This window comes from Kribbella sp. NPDC048837, from assembly GCF_055586945.1.
The window spans coordinates 128,036-143,724 of sequence record NZ_JBVJHF010000011.1; the positions used below are offsets into that span (position 1 = coordinate 128,036).

The following is a 15,689-nucleotide window of genomic DNA, read 5'->3' on the forward strand; positions in this document are numbered from 1 at the left end:
TCGCCGGTTCCTGTCACCGATAGTGACAGGAACCGGCGAACCTCAGCAGCGCGAAGGGGTCCCAGGACAGGGTCCAGGCGTAGTTGGTGACGACGACCAGGTGGGAGCTCTGGCCCTGGCGGGCGTACACCTCCTTCTGGAACGGGTTGCTGGTGCGGCCCTCGCTGTCCGGGATCACGAAGACGGCTGCGTCGTTCTCCCCGGCATGCCAGCCCCTCAACCTGTTCCAGGACTCGTCGGCGACCCGGTCGATGCCGAGGCCGCCCGGCCGAGGGAGCATCTCGGACGGCCGGACGACCATCGTGTAGGTCAGGGCACGGTACTGGTTCGGGTTCTTCAGCTTCGGGTCGTACAGCTCCTGCTCACCGCTCGATCCCTGCGCCCGGACCGCCCAGCCCTTCGGGATCAGGTCGCAGGTGATCGGTCCTGGGAACGGCGTGGTGTTGGCGACCAGCGGCACCGAGGCAGCGAGGACCGGCGGGATCGGGCGAGGGTCGTCCCGCTCGGTCGGCGGGACCGGTCGCCTGGCCGAAAGCGGGACGTAAGGCTTGGGCGAGGTCCGCACCGTCGGCGTGGCGGTCGGACTGGATGTGGCCTGCCCGGCCGGGTCGGGTGCGCCGTTCGTCGTACCGGACGGCAGGACGGACCAGCCGACGCCGATCACCACTGCGGTGGCGACGGCGCCGGCCGCGATTCCGGTTGTCCGGCGGCGGCGCAGCGCGCGGCGGCCGCGGTCGAGGTCGGCGGAGAGGTCCGCGTCGGTCACGGCCGGTTCGGCGCCGGCGGCCCGGTCGAGCAGTTCCTTCAGGTCGGTCATGGCAGCGTCTCCAAGCTCTCCAGCGGGTCATGGAGGAGATCACGCATCGTCGCCAGCGCGCGCGAGGTCTGCGACTTGACGGTCCCGGGCGAGCAACCCATCAGCTCTGCGGTGGTCTGGATGTCGAAGTCTCGGAAGTACCGGAGCACCACGACCGCGTGCTGCCGGCGGGGCAGCTTCGCCAGGGCCTGCAGGACGGTCATCCGCTCGGCCTGGTCCGGGCCGGGGGCGGGCTCGGGGTCGTCCATCCGGTCGGTGCTCGCCTCGCGTTTGCGCCAGAGCCGGCGGCGTTCGTCGAGGAACGCGTTCACCAGGATCCGGTCGGCGTACCGGGCCGCGCCGTCTTCCCGCCGTACCTTCGACCAGTGGACGTAGAGCCGGGTCAGGGCGACCTGGACGAGGTCCTCGGCCCAGTACGCGTCCCCCGCGGTGAGCAGCCGGGCCAGGCGGAGCATCCGGGCCCGGTGTGCTGCGGCGTACTCGAGGAACTGTGCGTCCCGATCACTCACGATCGACCCTCCGCTGTCGGCGATCTCCACCCTGGATGTACTGGGTGAGCACCGGGAGGGGTTGCATCCGTCCGGAGACGCCGGTGGGCGGCGGCTGGTGCCGCCGCCCGCGCGGAGGTTGGCCGGCGAAGCCTGCCCCTGAGAGGTTCCGCCGGAAATCTGTGAGGGGTGGCGGTCCCCGCCCGGACTGCCACCCCTTCATCCCTAACGACGCTCGAGCACCGTCAGGGGTTGCCTCCGCCGGAAAGAGTCCACATGCCGGACAGTGTCAGGTCCGAGGCGGTCGCCAGGAACCACGCGAGGTTGAGAACCAGCCCGACCGTGGTGGCCGCGGCGGCGACCATCCAGCCCAGCCCCGCGCGGAGCGCCAGCACCGGCAGCGCGAGCGCGGTCGCGACTCCACCGAGCTGGATCGCGAAGAGGGCACCCCAGGAGTCGACCGCGCAGTCCACCGCGGTTGGCGGACACAGCGGCGCCTGGAGGTGGAGCATCAGTCCGTACGCGACGCCCGCCACCACCCCGACGAACCCCGCCTGCAGCGCAACCTTGCCGATCGACCGCCCCCAGGTGTCCATGGCCTCACGCTAAGCATCCGGCGGCCGGCGTACCTGAGCAGAACTACTCAGCCGGACCAGCGGCCGGTGAAGAAGCCCGCCGCCCAGATGGCGGCCAGAGGTATCGCGAGGGCCAGGTAGAGGCGACCGAGCCAGGGTTTTCGGTGTGCCATGACGGCGAGGCCGATCCACAGCGGCCACCACAGCAGGGTCGCCCGGGTGAGCGAGTAGATCCAGAACGACGTACAGAAGGCGCCGACGGTGGCGGCGACCCAGGCGGCCTCGCCCCAGGAGCGGCGCCAGAGCAGCCAGGCGAGGAGCAGCAGGCCGACGAAGAGTGCGACCAGCTCGGCCCGGAACATCCAGGTCCAGTCGCTGCGCTCGGCGGCGAAGTGGCCCTTGCTCGCCGCCTCGAACGTATGCATCAGGGAGGTCCACGGCCAGGTGAACTCGCGGGCCCAGCCCTTCTCCTGCGCCTCCTGCCAGGCGAACCAGGAGCCGTGGATCTGCTTCAGGTACGCCATGAAACCGAGGACGGGAACGGCCGGCAGCGCCAGCCAGGGAAGCGAGTACCAGTCCCGCTTCTTCGAGGTGAGGAACTCGACGATCAGCGCGAACGCGAGGAAGATCCCGGACACCCGCACGGTCGCCGCGAGCGCGACGAAGATCGCCGCCCGGCCCCACCGGCCCTGTCGTGCCGCGAGCCAGCCGGGGAACGCGAACGCGCAGAAGAGCGCCTCCGTGTACCCGGCAGCCAGGAAGACTCCGACGGGAGCGGCGTACCAGATGATCGCCGCGTTCGGACCGATCCCCTTGAGCTCCGGGAATTCGTACTGCGCGAGCCGCGCCAGGTAGATGCCCGCGACCGCACTGGCGATCGCCGACACGACGATGCCCGCGGCAACGTATCCGATCCCGGTCCAGCTGACGATCCGGACCAGCACCGGGAACCCGGGGAAGAACGCCGCCAGCGGAGCGCCCGACGGCTCCCCGTGGTTGTACCCGAACTCGGCGACCGCGTTCAGATGCCAGACGTCCCACTGCAACCAGGCGTGCCAGACGTTCGGGTAGTCACTCCCCCGGTTGAACAGCAACGGCGCCGAGATCGACAGCAGAAAGAGACTCGCCCGGGTGACCAGCCACCACCCCAGTACCTCCCGCCCCTGAGCCGATGGCATCCACCGTTGCCACCACATCCCATCGACCCGAGCCCGCCGCGCCTGTCCGGACGGCTGCGGCTCGTCGGCAGCCGTCCGCTCAAACACGGCAGCACCACCGCACACCACAGTCCACCCGAGTCATCCCCCTATCGTGCCCCATCCGTTCCACCGGGCACGCGGCCAGTGCTGTCGTTGAAGCACCCGGGCCGCGGCCGGTTCTCGGGAGCTATTGGCCGCCGCTGGGATTCTTCGGGGTGTCGGTCGGTTGCTGCGGTCCCCCGGTGGGGATCGTCGGCCAGATCGGCGTACGCGTCGGCTTGGTCTTGGTCGGCGTACTGCTCGGAGTGTTCGACGGGGTGTTCCTCGGGGTGTTGCTCGGGGTGTTCGTGGGAGTGTTGGTCGGCGGGGTGATGGTCGGCGTCTCCGACGGCGTGTAGGTGGGCGTCGGGCTGTCCTCGATCGCGTCCTCGTCCGGCTCGGCGAATTCCGCGTCCGGCTGACCCTTGAGCGCCGGATCCATGAAGGCCAGCCAGGTCTTCAGCGGCCAGTTGCCACCGAAGAACGCCGCGTCGTCCGAGTAGGGGTCGAGGTTGCTCTCACCGGTCTTGCCGGCCCGGTACACGACCGCGGTGGACAGTTGAGGCGTGTACCCGGTCCACCACGAGGTCAGGGTCGCCGAGCCGTCCTTGCACCCGTCGCACTTGGCGTTCTCGGCCCGGTCCTCGACCGCGACGCCACCCGCCGTACCGGTCTTTCCGGCCACCGGGCGGTCCAGTTCCTTCGCGCCCGTACCGGTCCCCTTCTGGACCACGTCCTGGAGGACGTAGTTGACCATCTTGGCGACCTCGGGGTCGATCGTCTGCTTCGGCTTCGCCAGGTTCTTGTCCGCCGACCACAAGACCTTGCCGTCCGGGCCGGTCACGCTCTTGATCGTGTGCAGCGGCGCGTACTTCCCGTCGGCCGCGAAGGTCGCATAGGCGTTCGCCATGTCGACCGCCGACGCGTACGGGTCCGGACCGAGCACAGTGGACGGGTTGCCCCGGCCGGCTTCGAGGTACTTGCCCTTGGGGATCCCGGCGGCCTCGGCGGCGTCGACGACCTTGTCCGGGCCGTCGTCCATCTGCTTGTCGACCAGGTCGTAGAAGGCCGTGTTGATCGATTGCTCGGTCGCCTCCAGCAGGGTCACGTCGCCGTAGTCGCGGTCGAACTCGTTGTTCAGCTTCAGGCCCTGGACCTCGATCGGGCTGTCACCCTGGAAGGTGTCGTAGATGCTCTTGTTCTCCTTGAGCGCCGCGGCCAGCGCGAACGGCTTGAACCCCGACCCCGGCCGGGCCGGCGCCGTTGCCCAGTTCAACTGGTTCTTCAGGAAGTCCGGCCCGCCGTACATGGAGACCAGCTCCCCGGTGCCCGGCGTCACGGCGGCCATCCCGACGTGCAGGTTGTCCCGCTTCTCCGGCAGCTCGTCCTCCGCCGCGGCGACCATCTGCTTCTGCTTGTCGTAGTTCCAGGTGGTGACGACCTTGAGACCGCCGCCGCTGATCTGGTCCTCGTCGAAGCCCAGCCGCAGCAACTCCTTGCGGGACATGTCGAGCAGGAATCCGGTCGAGCCCTTGTAGCGGTTGTTCTTCTCCTTCTTGTCGATCTTCGGCAACTTCTTGCCGTAGGCGGTCGCCTGCGCCTCGGTGATCGTGCCGCTCAGCCGCATCCCGTCGAGGACGTAGTGGTACCGCTCGATGATCCGCTTCTGCGTCCGCGGATCCTTGTCGTCGATGTCGAACAGGGTGGGGTTGTTCAGCACCGTCGCGAGGAAGGCCGCCTGCGGCACGCTCAGCTTCCGCGGATCCGGCTGCTTGAAGTAGGCGTCGCCGGCGGCGGAGATGCCGTACGCGCCCTCACCGAAGTAGATGGTGTTGAGGTAGCCCTCGAGGGTCTTGCTCTTGTCCTGCTGCCGGCTCAGCTTCGTCGCGATGAACAGTTCCTCGAACTTGCGGGAGACCGTTCGCTCCTGGGTCAGGTACATGATCTTCACGTACTGCTGCGTGATCGTCGAACCGCCCTGCAACTGCTCGCCGCGGGCGATGTTCCACGCCGCGCGAGCCATGCCGGACGGGGAGATGCCGGGGTTGGTCCAGAAGGTCCGGTCCTCGGCCGCGATGACCGCGTCCTGGACGTGCTTCGGGATCTGCGACAGCGGCACCGAGTGCCGGTTCTGCTCGTAGAACGTCCCCAGCGCCCGGGACCCGTTGTCCCAGGTCACCGTCGTCGTGTTGGTCGCGAACTCCTTGTTCGGGTCCGGGATCTTCGTCGTCTGGTAGACGATGAAGAAGGTGGCGACGGCGCCGATGATGCCGATGAAGAAGAGCGCGGCGAGCCAGCCGAGCACCCGCAGCGCCCAGTGTTTCTTCAGGCGTGGGGGCTTGACGGCCTTTCTACGAGCTTCACTCACAGTGCAATCCTCGACGATCTCGCGGAAGTCATTGCCCCACAGACTACGGTGGGTGTGGTAACGCGCCCGAATCCGCTCCGGATGCTAGCAAGCCAGGCGGTCAGGCACGATTCGGGCGCGAACAAGCCTTACCGAGATCTATCCCGGGCCTTCGGCAAGCGATTACCCGGTCATGTGCGGTGCGAGCAGAGTCACAGCGATCAGCGCCGCCGGGAAGCAAGCCAGGAACAGGGTGAAGGTGTAGCCCATGATGTCGCGGGCCTTCAGCCCGAGGATCGCGAGCGTCGGCAGCATCCAGAACGGCTGGAGCAGGTTGGCGCTCGCCTCCCCGAGGTCGTAGACGACGACCATCCAGCCCGCGTCCACCTGGAGCTCGGTGGCGGCCTGCAGCACGTACGGCGCCTCGATCACCCACTTGCTGCCACCACTCGGGACGAAGATGCCGAGGATGCACGAGTAGATCGCGACGAGCGGCGGGAACAGGAACTGGCTGCTCGCCTGCACCATCCAGCCGGCCAGCCGGGCCGAGATCCCGGTGTACGCGATCATGCCGAAGATGCCGCCGTACAGCGGGAACTGCAGCAGTACGCCGGCCGCCGCGGGCGCACCGTCGCGCACCGCCCGGACCATCCGCCACGGGCGCCAGTGCAGGAGCAGTGCGAGCAGGAACAGGATGAGGTTGACCGTGTTGAGGTCGAGTGTGTTGAAGAAGCTCTTCCCGCTGAAGTAGCGGAGCAGATAGACCGCACCGAGCAGGACGATCAGCAGACTGAACAGTGGTGAGTGCTCGAGCCAGTCCCCCGGCCGACGCGCCTGGGTCTCTAGGCCATGTGAAGATCGTGTCGCTGAGCGGGATCAGCCCACTGGGGCGTCCGCCCGCCTTGATCACTTCCTGCACCGGCGCCGGACTGCTGCTCGCGCTGGCCACCTGCGACGCGGCCGAGCCGGACAACCCCTGCGCCCACACGGTGCCGAGCCCCAGGAACGCCATCGCGCCCAAAGCGCGGTAGTCCGCCTTCGGCACGTTGCGAGCCACCTCGCGCGCCAGGATCGCGGCGAAGATCAGACTGAACGCCCAGTTCAGGTACGACGCCAGCATCGCGACCGCGGCCACGAACGCCACCGCGGTCCGCGGCTTCTTGGGGATCCGCGCCAGCCGGGAGATCAACCGGGCGACCGGTCCGCTGGTCGCGACGGCGTACCCGCCGGTGATGATCATCGCCATCTGCAGCGTGAACGTGATCAGCGACCAGAACCCGAGGCCCCAGGCATCGACCATGCCGAAGCCCTTGGTCGCGGCCGGATCGTCGGGGCGCTTCAGCAGCGGCTCACCGGTGACGAGCCCGAACAGCAGCACCACGAACGTCCCGACCAGCACGAACCCGAACGCGTCCGGGAGCCATTTCTCGGCGAGGGTGGTGAACCGCAACGGTCCGGGCCAGCGGGCCCTCGTCCTCGACTTCGTGCTTGGCGTGCTTCGCATGGCTGTCGGCCATGACCCTCCGCTCCTGGACCACCACTCTGTGTGTCAACCGATTAACGCAGATCGGCGCCTGACGTAACAGGTTTCCGGGCGTCCGCGCGCTCGACCTGACAAACCCCGACTTTGTCAAGAGTTGTCCACAGCCGTCGGGTGTGCTTACCCTGGCGGCACGATGTATCGAACCGATACATCAGGTCATGACAAACTGGACCGAGGAGGTGGGGGTCATGGGAAACCGCAGTGGGGTCCTGGAACTCGCCGTACTCGGTCTGCTGCACGAAGCGCCGATGCACGGTTACGAGCTCCGCAAGCGCGTCAACGCCCAGTTCGGCTGGGGGCGCGTGCTGTCGTTCGGGTCGCTCTACCCGTGTCTGAAGGCGATGCTCCGCAACGGCCTGATCACGGCCGACTCCGGGTCACCGGAGTCCGGTCGCCGGCCGAAGATCGTCTACACGATCACCGCCGACGGCAAGGACTACTTCGCGCACGCGATGCACGACGCTGGTCCGTCAGCCTGGGACGACGACACGTTCGGCGTCCGGTTCTCGTTCTTCGGCCGGACCGATCCGGCCACCCGGTTGCGCATCCTCGAGGGCCGGCGTGCCCGGATGGAGGAGCGGCTGGCCAACTTCCGGGCCGCGATGAACCGCACCGCGGAGCGGGTCGACGCCTACACCCTCGAGCTGCAACGGCACGGCCTGGAGTCGGCCGAGCGAGAGGTCCGCTGGCTGAACGAGCTGATCGACGGCGAGCGGCGGCAACAGCGGCCCCCTGACCTGCACCAACCGCCTACCTAAGGAGTTCAGATGACCTCGATCCGCGTAGCGATCGTCGGTGTCGGCAACTGCGCCAGCTCGCTCGTCCAGGGCGTGCACTACTACCGCGACGCGAAGCCCGAGGAGCGCGTCCCCGGTCTGATGCACGTCCAGTTCGGCGACTACCACGTCCGCGACGTGCAGTTCGTCGCCGCCTTCGACGTCGACGGCAAGAAGGTCGGACTGGATCTCGCCGACGCGATCGGCGCCAGCGAGAACAACACGATCAAGATCTGCGACGTGCCGCCGACCGGCATCACGGTGCAGCGCGGTCACACCCTCGACGGTCTCGGCAAGTACTACCGCGAGACCATCACCGAGTCCGACGCCGAGCCGGTCGACGTGGTCTCCACGCTGCGTGAGGCACAGGTCGACGTACTGGTCTGCTACCTGCCGGTGGGTTCGGAGCAGGCGGCCAAGTTCTACGCGCAGTGCGCGATCGACGCGGGCGTCGCGTTCGTCAACGCGCTGCCGGTGTTCATCGCGGGCACCAAGGAGTGGGCCGACAAGTTCACCGAGGCCGGCGTGCCGATCGTCGGCGACGACATCAAGTCGCAGATCGGCGCGACCATCACGCACCGCGTGCTGACCAAGCTGTTCGAGGACCGTGGCGTCACCGTGGACCGCACGTACCAGCTGAACGTCGGCGGCAACATGGACTTCAAGAACATGCTCGAGCGCGAGCGCCTGGAGTCCAAGAAGATCAGCAAGACCCAGTCCGTCACCTCGCAGCTGCGCGACGAGATCGACAGCCGCAACGTGCACATCGGCCCGTCCGACTACGTGGCCTGGCTGGACGACCGGAAGTGGGCGTTCATCCGGCTCGAGGGCCGCAACTTCGGCGACGTCCCGCTGTCGCTGGAGTACAAGCTCGAGGTCTGGGACTCGCCGAACTCGGCCGGCATCATCATCGACGCGATCCGCGCGGCCAAGATCGCCAAGGACCGCGGCATCGGCGGCCCGATCCTGTCGGCGTCGTCGTACTTCATGAAGTCGCCGCCGGAGCAGTACGCCGACGACGTCTGCCGCGACCTGGTGGAGAAGTTCATCCGCGGCGAGGTCGAGCGCTGACGTAAAGAACGTCCCTGCAGCCCCGCAGCCGGCCTTCGGGCCGGCTGCGGGGCTGTTTTAGATTGGGCCGATGCGACTGCATGTGGGGTGTGCGCAGTGGACCCACCCCGGCTGGCCGCAGCCGGCGCGCTCGAAGTTGCAGTGGTACGCCTCGTGCTGCAACGCGGTCGAGAGCAACACGACCTTCTACGCGACGCCGTCCCGCTCGACCGTCGAGAAGTGGGCCGGGCAGACGCCGGCGGACTTCCGCTTCGTCGTGAAGCTGCCGCAACTCATCAGCCACGAACGGCGCCTCTCCGGTAGCGAGGTGGAGCTGCGGGCATTCCTGTCCGCGATCGAGCCCCTTGGCCGAGCGCAACCATGCGCTGTGGATCCAGCTTCCGGCGTCCTTCGCACCGAACGACCTCGGGACACTCGCCGCGTTCCTTCACCACGCGCCGCGCGACTATCGGTACGCCGTCGAGGTCCGCCACCCGGCGTTCTTCGACGATGCCCGGTCGGCCGGCTGGCTCGAACAGGTCCTGGGCCGGGTCGGGGCCGAGTGGATCCCGTTCGACACTGGCACCCTCTTCTCCCGTCGCCCGACCAGCTTCGCCGAACGTGACGCGTGGATGAAGAAGCCTCGCGTCGTCCGCCGTACGCGCGCGCTGACCGGGCACCCGATCGTCCGCTACATCGGCCGCGACTCGGTGGCCGAGACCGTCGAAGGATGGGGCTATCTGATCGACCTCGTCGTGGCGTGGCTCGCGGAGGGCCGCTCGCCGACGATCTTCCTGCACACTCCGGACAACGTGGAGGCACTGAACCTGGCCCGCCGCTTCCACGCCGAGGTCCGTGCACTCGTCCCCAGCGTCGAGCCGCTGCCCCAGCCGGTCGAGGTCGAGCCGCCCACGCTGTTCTAGTTATCCACAGCACGGAAAGTTCGTCGCTGGGACAGGACCGAATCTCCATATGTTCTCCGCCGAGACCAAACCCTCGGGAGGACTGAACATGGAGCACTTGAACTCGCCGGCCGCACCGTCGAGCGACCCGACGCGAGCGGAACGGCAGGCCCGCACCGACTGGCTCGTCACCGAACTCAGCCGCCGCGCCGCCGCAGCCGACGACCCCCAAGAACAAGCCCGCCTCCGCCGAACCGCCGACTCCCTCGTCCGCCTAGCCATCGCCTTCCGCTCATGACCGTGCGCCCAGCGGACACACCTGCACCACCCCACAACCCAACCCGTCCCACCGCCGACGACCGCGACCCACTCCTCGCCGCGACCGACCAGCGCGCTCCGGTTCCTGCCGCGGCCGACAGGCGCAACCCACTCCGCGCCGCGACCGACAGGAGGGACCCGCTCCGCGCTGCGGCTGACGCGCGCGACCCAGTCCTCGCCCAGGCCCACGGGGGCGACCCTGTCCACGCCGCGGCCGGCGGGCGCGACCCGCTCCTCGGCACGGGTGACGAGCCCGCTCCAGTCCGCGCCGCATCTGATCCACCCGAGCCGGTCGTTGCCCCGGCTGATCGAGGCGAGCCGCCCGTTGCCGAGGACGCTGGGAACGCTCGGGTCGTCGCCGCGGCTGACGGACGCGCCCCGGTCCGCGCCGCGGCTGACGAACGCGACCCGCTCCTCGCCGCTGCCGACGGGCGCGACCCGCTCCGCGCCGCGGCCCACGGGGACGACTCGGTCCACACCATGGCTGGCGGGAGTGACCCGCTCCGCGCCACGACCCACGGAGGCGAACCGGTCCGCGTCCCGCCTAGTCCACCGGGCTCGGTGGACGAGCTGCTCGCCTGGAGTGGGGAGGCGGCGCTCGAGCTCTCCGGGGCGGGTCAGTCCGCGTGGAACGGTCGCATCACCGAGACCGACGGCAGCATCCTCGGGCTCGCGCACTGGGACGGCACGCTCTACCTCGACCGCGATTGCATCCTCGACCCACTGCGACAGATGTACGACCACGCCGGGGAGAAGCAGCCAATCCCGACGCTCGTCCACTACCGCGAATCCCTCGCCACCCTCCTGCACGAGCAGGCCCACTTCCTCGGTCCGGCCGGCTCATCCCAGGACGCCGCCCGGGAGGCGTTCACCCAACCAGGCAGCCGCCAACTGGAGGAAGGCGTCGCGGAAGCCTGGGCCCAGGACAACCTCAACGAGTACCTGACCCGCCTAGGCATCGACAAAGTTGCCCCAGGCATCAAAGACGTCCAAGCCCCCGGCTACTACGCCGCCTTCGTCCCCGCCGTCCGCAAACTCACCAACGACCTCGAGTCCCGCAACGAGCTCACCCCCGGCCAGGTCCTGGACGCCCTGAACCGAGAAACCGCCGCCGGCCAGTTCCCCCTCCTGGTCAGCCTCGTCTACAACTCCACCCGCCTACCCGACCTAGAGCCCACCGGCGCCAACACCCGCCACCGCCTCGAATCCATCCTCCGCTCCGGCCTCGCCCACCTCGACACCCACGAACTCCACCCACCCGGCTTCGCCGCAGCCAAGTCCCACTCCACCGCCACCCAACTCCTCACCCACCTCCACCAAGAAATCCACTCCGCCGAATCTGCCTACAACTCCCACCCCACCGCCTGCGCCCTCCCCCCACCCAACACCTCACCCCGCACACCCCCAGCCTCAACCACCACCCGCCTCGCCCTCCCACCCCTCTCCCAAACCACACCCGCCGACCTCGCGCTCGCCCCGTCCCAAGCCAGCCCCACCCACCCGGCGCTCACCGCACCCAGCCCGGCGGGGCCAAAACGCGTTGCTCCGCCGACTTCCTCCTCGGACACGTCGACCAACGCGGCAGCCCGCGCCGTCCCGCACGCCTTCCACACGGCTCTATCCGGCATCTCGCCACCACGACCGTGCCCCGCCGACACTGCAGCCGCCCGGACAACAGCGCGTCCGTCAACCAGCGTCCCAGGAGCGCCCGTACGGACGCCCGGCGTACGAGGTACGGCTGCCGGTGACCAGGATCCCGGCGTACGGCGATCCCCGGCGCAGACCACGTCCGCCCGGCAGCCTGCAACCCTGCGAGGACAGTAGGTCGCATGACACGGCGAGGACCGTAGGCCGGGCAGCGGTCGAGCCGGGGAGGACGGACACGCGGGCGAGCTGGGAACCCGGACACGCGGCGAGGACCGTAGGCCGACGAACCAGCGGGGGACTTGGGCTGGCGCCGCGAAGCCAAGAGGCGCCCCGCGCGACGCGGGAGACCAGCGACGCGGCGAGGCTGGGAGGCGGCAGTGTGCGAACGCGGTAGATCGAGGACGCGCGGAGCCGGGAGGTATTCAGCGTGCGAGCGCGGTAGGTCGGGGTCGCGGTGGAGCCGGGAGACGGCGGCGTGCGGACGGGTGGCGACTGCGCGAGCGGGATGAGTCGGGACGGGATACTGACGGGATGGACTACGACGCGTTCGATGCGGAGTACGGGCGAGTGCTGGAAGCGGCCATGGCCAAGTCGCTGGACGAGGCGACCTTGGCTGCCGAGGTCGACCGGTTGCGGGGGCTGATCGACTCGGTCGAGCCGGCGGCGGATCGGGAGGCCGCGGGTTCTCTCATGGCCTCGCTCGACCGAGCCTTGAGCTACGAAGCGCCACCAGTATCGGACGAGTTGGCCGAGGCCATCCGTGTGCAGGCCCGGGCGCAGTCCGTGGAAGGCACCCCAGCCGAGCGGATCGAGCACCTCCACGCCGCCATCGCGGAGATCGGCCGGATCGCCGCCACCGCATCGCCCGCTGACCAGCCGCGCATCCTCGACCTGAACGAACCGCTGTCGATCCTCCTCGACTCGCTGAAACTCACCACACCACCCTCCGATCGTTGAACCCCGACGCGGCTACGTACCACTGATGCGACGGCACACTGATCCACCGCGAGTCCCCGCGACTCACCACACCGCCGGCCTCCGACAGCTGAACACCCGACACGGCGTCAAAGCGCTGATGCGACGGCACGCCCGGGCCGACGATGACGGCGGGGCCGCCGCGGCCGATCCTCCTCGAGCGCGTGAGACTCACTGCACGACTGGCCCCCGACCACAGAGCCCCCGACGTGGCGACTTGCCGCTGATGCGACGGCACGCTGATCCTCCTCGAGTCCCCGCGACTCACCGCACCGCTGGCCTCCAACCGCTGAATCCTCGACGCGGCGACATGACGGTGAGGCGACGGCACGCTGACCCTCGTCGGCTCCCTGCGACTCACCACACCTCCGGCCTCCGGCCACTGAACGCCCGACATGGCGTGGTAGCGCTGATGCGACGGCACGCTGATCCACCGCGAGTCCCCGAAACTCACCACACCACCGGCCCTCGACTGCTGAGTCCCCGACGCGGCGACGTGCCGCTGATGCGACGGGACGCTGACCCTCGTCGAGGCCCTGCGACTCGCCACACGACAGCCCTCCGACCACTGAAGCCGCGACGTGGCGACATGACGGTGATGCGAGGGCGTGCTGAGCCACCGCGAGTCTCTGCGACTCACCACACCGGCGGCCGCCGAACACCCGACGTGGGGGCGCGCCGGTGAGGCGCTGGCAGGCTGGGTCGCTCGACGGGTGGGGGTGGTGAGTGGTGGTTGGTAGCTTCGAGCAACTGATGGCTGCGCAGGCTCGGGCTGCGGTGAAGGTTTTGGGGGCGCATCACTCGTCGTGGAATGGCAGGTACGAGTTGCTTGCCGCGGAGGATCAGCGGCGGGGGGTGGTGCGGTGGGATCACACGATCGGGTACCACCCGCGGCACGTGGTTGCGGTGCTGCGGGAGATGTTCGACCGGGCCGGGGAGCGGCATGACGAGGAGACGCTGCAGCGGTATCGCGAGGCGGTGCGGGTCGTGTTTCACGAGAACATTCACCTGCTCGCGGCGGCGGGTACTTCGTACGCGATGGCCGTTGATGCTTATCAGGAACCGTCGAACAAGGTTCTGGAGGAGGCCGGCACCGAGCTCGCGACTCAGAACGCTCTCGACGACTACATCGGTGAGCTCGAGCTCGAGGTGATCGCGCCGGGGATCAGCGGCGTACGGACCGGGCATGCGTACGGCGCGTATGTGCCTGCGGTCGAGGTGTTTAGTGAAGGCATTGCGGATCGGGCTGGGCTCTCTGCTCCGGAGGTGATTCGCCGGATGGCGGTGGTGAACCCGGAGAACAAGTTCCGGGTTGCGGCGGAGTTGCTGTATGACGCGGGTGAGCTGTCTGCGGTGGTGCCGGCGGCTGGGAAGGCCGCGGCGGTCGAGCGCATCGAGACGGCTATGCGGCCACCATTCGCTGCGATTCGCGAGTTCGATCCGAACGAGCCTTCGGACGTCCGCATGTCCGCGCTGGCGGGCGCTCATGCTGGGCGCAACGCGATGCGGGAGGTCCGCCAGGTCGCCGAGTATTGGTCGGCCAACCAGGATCTTCGGCGCAGCCTGGACGCAGGGCTGGGGGCGAGTCCACCGCTGCAGAAGCCGCAGCACGGCAGACCCGACCACGAGCCCCGGCCGAAAGACCCCAGCGCCACCCGTAGGCCGGATCGGAGGCCGCGCGCACTCGGGGACTGACAGCCGCGCGTACGGGTACGGTGGCGAGCGTTGGCGCTGGAGTGTGCGGATGGAGGGAGTCGTGGTGGAGCTGGGCTCGGAGGGGGCGGGTGTTGCGGCGGGGTTGGTGGGGTTGCGGCGGGAGTTGCATCGGGTTCCTGAGGTGGGGCTGCAGTTGCCTGAGACGCAGGCGATGGTGCTTGACGCTCTGGCGGGGTTGCCGTTGGAGATCAGTACCGGCAAGGAGCTGACCTCGGTGGTCGGCGTGCTGCGAGGTGGGCAGCCGGGGCCGACGGTGTTGCTGCGCGGTGACATGGATGCGCTGCCGGTGGTCGAGGAGACCGGGCTCGAGTACGCGTCGGAGAACGGGAACATGCATGCCTGCGGCCACGATCTGCACACCGCCGGACTGGTGGGTGCGGCGCAGTTGCTGAGCGCGCATCGCGAGGAGCTGCACGGGAACGTGCTCTTCATGTTCCAGCCGGGCGAGGAAGGTCTCGGCGGCGCCGGGTACATGCTCCGCGAAGGTCTGCTGCGGGCGACGGGTGACAAGCCGATCGCGGCGTACGCCGTGCATGTCTGGTCGCAGGAGGCCAAGGGGATCTTCCAGACGCGCCCCGGGACGATCATGGCCGGGTCGAACCAGCTGCACATCACCGTCCACGGCAAGGGCGGGCACGGCTCGTCGCCGGACCGGACGATCGATCCGGTGCCGGTGGTGGCCGAGCTCGTACTCGCGCTGCAGACGTACGCGACCCGGCGGGTCAACGTGTTCGACCCCGTCGTGATCACCGTGACGCAGCTCCAGGCCGGGATCGCGATCAACGTCATCCCGAACACGGCCCGGCTCGGCGCGACCGTGCGTACGCTCTCGAATGCGACGTTCGAGCAACTGTCCCGCGAGCTGCCGGCGCTGGCCGAGAATATCGCGGCGGCGCACGGGTGCACGGTCGACGCGACGCTCGCCAAGCAGTACCCGGTGACTGTCAACGACGCCGGGCGTACGGCGGAGGTCTCGGGCGTGCTGCAGGAGTTGTTCGGCGCGGACCGGGTGCAGCCGTTGGACAACCCGTTGATGGGGTCGGAGGACTTCTCGATGGTGCTGGACGAGGTGCCCGGCACGTTCATCATGCTCGGCGCCCGTCCCGATGACGTCGATGCCGACGACGCGCCGTCGAACCACTCGAGCGTGGTCCGCTTCGACGACGCCGTACTCGGCGACCAGGCCGCTGCCCTGGCTCAGCTGGCGGCAACCCACCTCGTCCCCGCCTGACAGACGACTCACGACGGGCTTGAGGCCTGTGGCTGGCCGGCCCGCCAGAGACCGGCCAGCCACAGG

General features: G+C 68.9%; 14 protein-coding genes and 2 pseudogenes. 9 read left to right on the plus strand and 7 right to left on the minus strand.

What is annotated here, in order from left to right; all coding sequences use genetic code 11:
- Positions 1 to 13: 13 nt before the first annotated feature.
- The 7 genes and pseudogenes from ACZ6O0_RS39670 to ACZ6O0_RS39700 all read right to left on the minus strand — a co-directional run.
- Positions 14 to 817, minus strand: coding sequence for a hypothetical protein (locus ACZ6O0_RS39670; RefSeq protein WP_465770235.1), 804 nt, complete (start codon positions 815 to 817; stop codon positions 14 to 16).
- Entirely contained in the window at positions 814 to 1,326 is a 513-nt protein-coding gene (locus ACZ6O0_RS39675) for a SigE family RNA polymerase sigma factor (protein WP_465770236.1), read from the minus strand. The genes ACZ6O0_RS39670 and ACZ6O0_RS39675 overlap by 4 nt, the downstream gene beginning before the upstream one ends.
- Before the next feature lie 224 nt (positions 1,327 to 1,550).
- Entirely contained in the window at positions 1,551 to 1,901 is a 351-nt protein-coding gene (locus ACZ6O0_RS39680; RefSeq protein WP_465770237.1) for a hypothetical protein, read from the minus strand.
- Between the two features lie 47 nt (positions 1,902 to 1,948).
- Positions 1,949 to 3,145: a mannosyltransferase family protein gene (locus ACZ6O0_RS39685; RefSeq protein ID WP_465770238.1), complete on the minus strand. Its 1,197-nt coding sequence runs from the start codon at positions 3,143 to 3,145 to the stop codon at positions 1,949 to 1,951.
- A 121-nt stretch (positions 3,146 to 3,266) separates the two neighbouring features.
- Positions 3,267 to 5,486, minus strand: coding sequence for a transglycosylase domain-containing protein (locus ACZ6O0_RS39690; protein WP_465770239.1), 2,220 nt, complete (start codon positions 5,484 to 5,486; stop codon positions 3,267 to 3,269).
- Positions 5,487 to 5,648: 162 nt separating this feature from the next.
- A complete protein-coding gene (locus ACZ6O0_RS39695) occupies positions 5,649 to 6,263 on the minus strand; it encodes a TIGR00366 family protein (protein ID WP_465770318.1) in 615 nt (204 codons plus the stop codon).
- Between the two features lie 112 nt (positions 6,264 to 6,375).
- Positions 6,376 to 6,969 (minus strand): annotated as a pseudogene (locus ACZ6O0_RS39700) (TIGR00366 family protein); the annotation flags it as partial.
- A 227-nt stretch (positions 6,970 to 7,196) separates the two neighbouring features.
- Between ACZ6O0_RS39700 and ACZ6O0_RS39705 the strand changes: the two are divergent.
- The 9 genes and pseudogenes from ACZ6O0_RS39705 to ACZ6O0_RS39745 all read left to right on the plus strand — a co-directional run bounded on the left by ACZ6O0_RS39705 (position 7,197) and on the right by ACZ6O0_RS39745 (position 15,623).
- Positions 7,197 to 7,766 (plus strand): PadR family transcriptional regulator, encoded by a 570-nt coding sequence (locus ACZ6O0_RS39705; protein ID WP_360363309.1) that lies wholly within the window; start codon positions 7,197 to 7,199, stop codon positions 7,764 to 7,766.
- A 9-nt stretch (positions 7,767 to 7,775) separates the two neighbouring features.
- Positions 7,776 to 8,855, plus strand: coding sequence for an inositol-3-phosphate synthase (locus tag ACZ6O0_RS39710; RefSeq protein ID WP_465770240.1), 1,080 nt, complete (start codon positions 7,776 to 7,778; stop codon positions 8,853 to 8,855).
- 70 nt (positions 8,856 to 8,925) lie between these two features.
- Positions 8,926 to 9,129: pseudogene (locus ACZ6O0_RS39715) on the plus strand (DUF72 domain-containing protein); the annotation flags it as partial.
- A gap of 70 nt (positions 9,130 to 9,199) precedes the next feature.
- On the plus strand, positions 9,200 to 9,757 hold the full coding sequence (locus tag ACZ6O0_RS39720; RefSeq protein ID WP_465770241.1) for a DUF72 domain-containing protein: 558 nt from the start codon (positions 9,200 to 9,202) through the stop codon (positions 9,755 to 9,757).
- An 88-nt stretch (positions 9,758 to 9,845) separates the two neighbouring features.
- Positions 9,846 to 10,034, plus strand: a complete 189-nt coding sequence (locus ACZ6O0_RS39725; RefSeq protein ID WP_465770242.1) for a hypothetical protein — start codon at positions 9,846 to 9,848, stop codon at positions 10,032 to 10,034.
- Positions 10,031 to 11,878 (plus strand): hypothetical protein, encoded by a 1,848-nt coding sequence (locus ACZ6O0_RS39730; protein ID WP_465770243.1) that lies wholly within the window; start codon positions 10,031 to 10,033, stop codon positions 11,876 to 11,878. Before ACZ6O0_RS39725 ends, ACZ6O0_RS39730 begins: the two co-directional genes overlap by 4 nt.
- Positions 11,879 to 12,232: 354 nt before the next feature.
- Positions 12,233 to 12,658, plus strand: coding sequence for a hypothetical protein (locus tag ACZ6O0_RS39735; RefSeq protein ID WP_465770244.1), 426 nt, complete (start codon positions 12,233 to 12,235; stop codon positions 12,656 to 12,658).
- A gap of 771 nt (positions 12,659 to 13,429) precedes the next feature.
- Complete coding sequence (locus tag ACZ6O0_RS39740) at positions 13,430 to 14,371, plus strand: hypothetical protein (protein ID WP_465770245.1); 942 nt, start codon at positions 13,430 to 13,432, stop codon at positions 14,369 to 14,371.
- A 49-nt stretch (positions 14,372 to 14,420) separates the two neighbouring features.
- On the plus strand, positions 14,421 to 15,623 hold the full coding sequence (locus tag ACZ6O0_RS39745) for a M20 metallopeptidase family protein (RefSeq protein WP_465770246.1): 1,203 nt from the start codon (positions 14,421 to 14,423) through the stop codon (positions 15,621 to 15,623).
- The last annotated feature ends 66 nt before the right edge of the window (positions 15,624 to 15,689 follow it).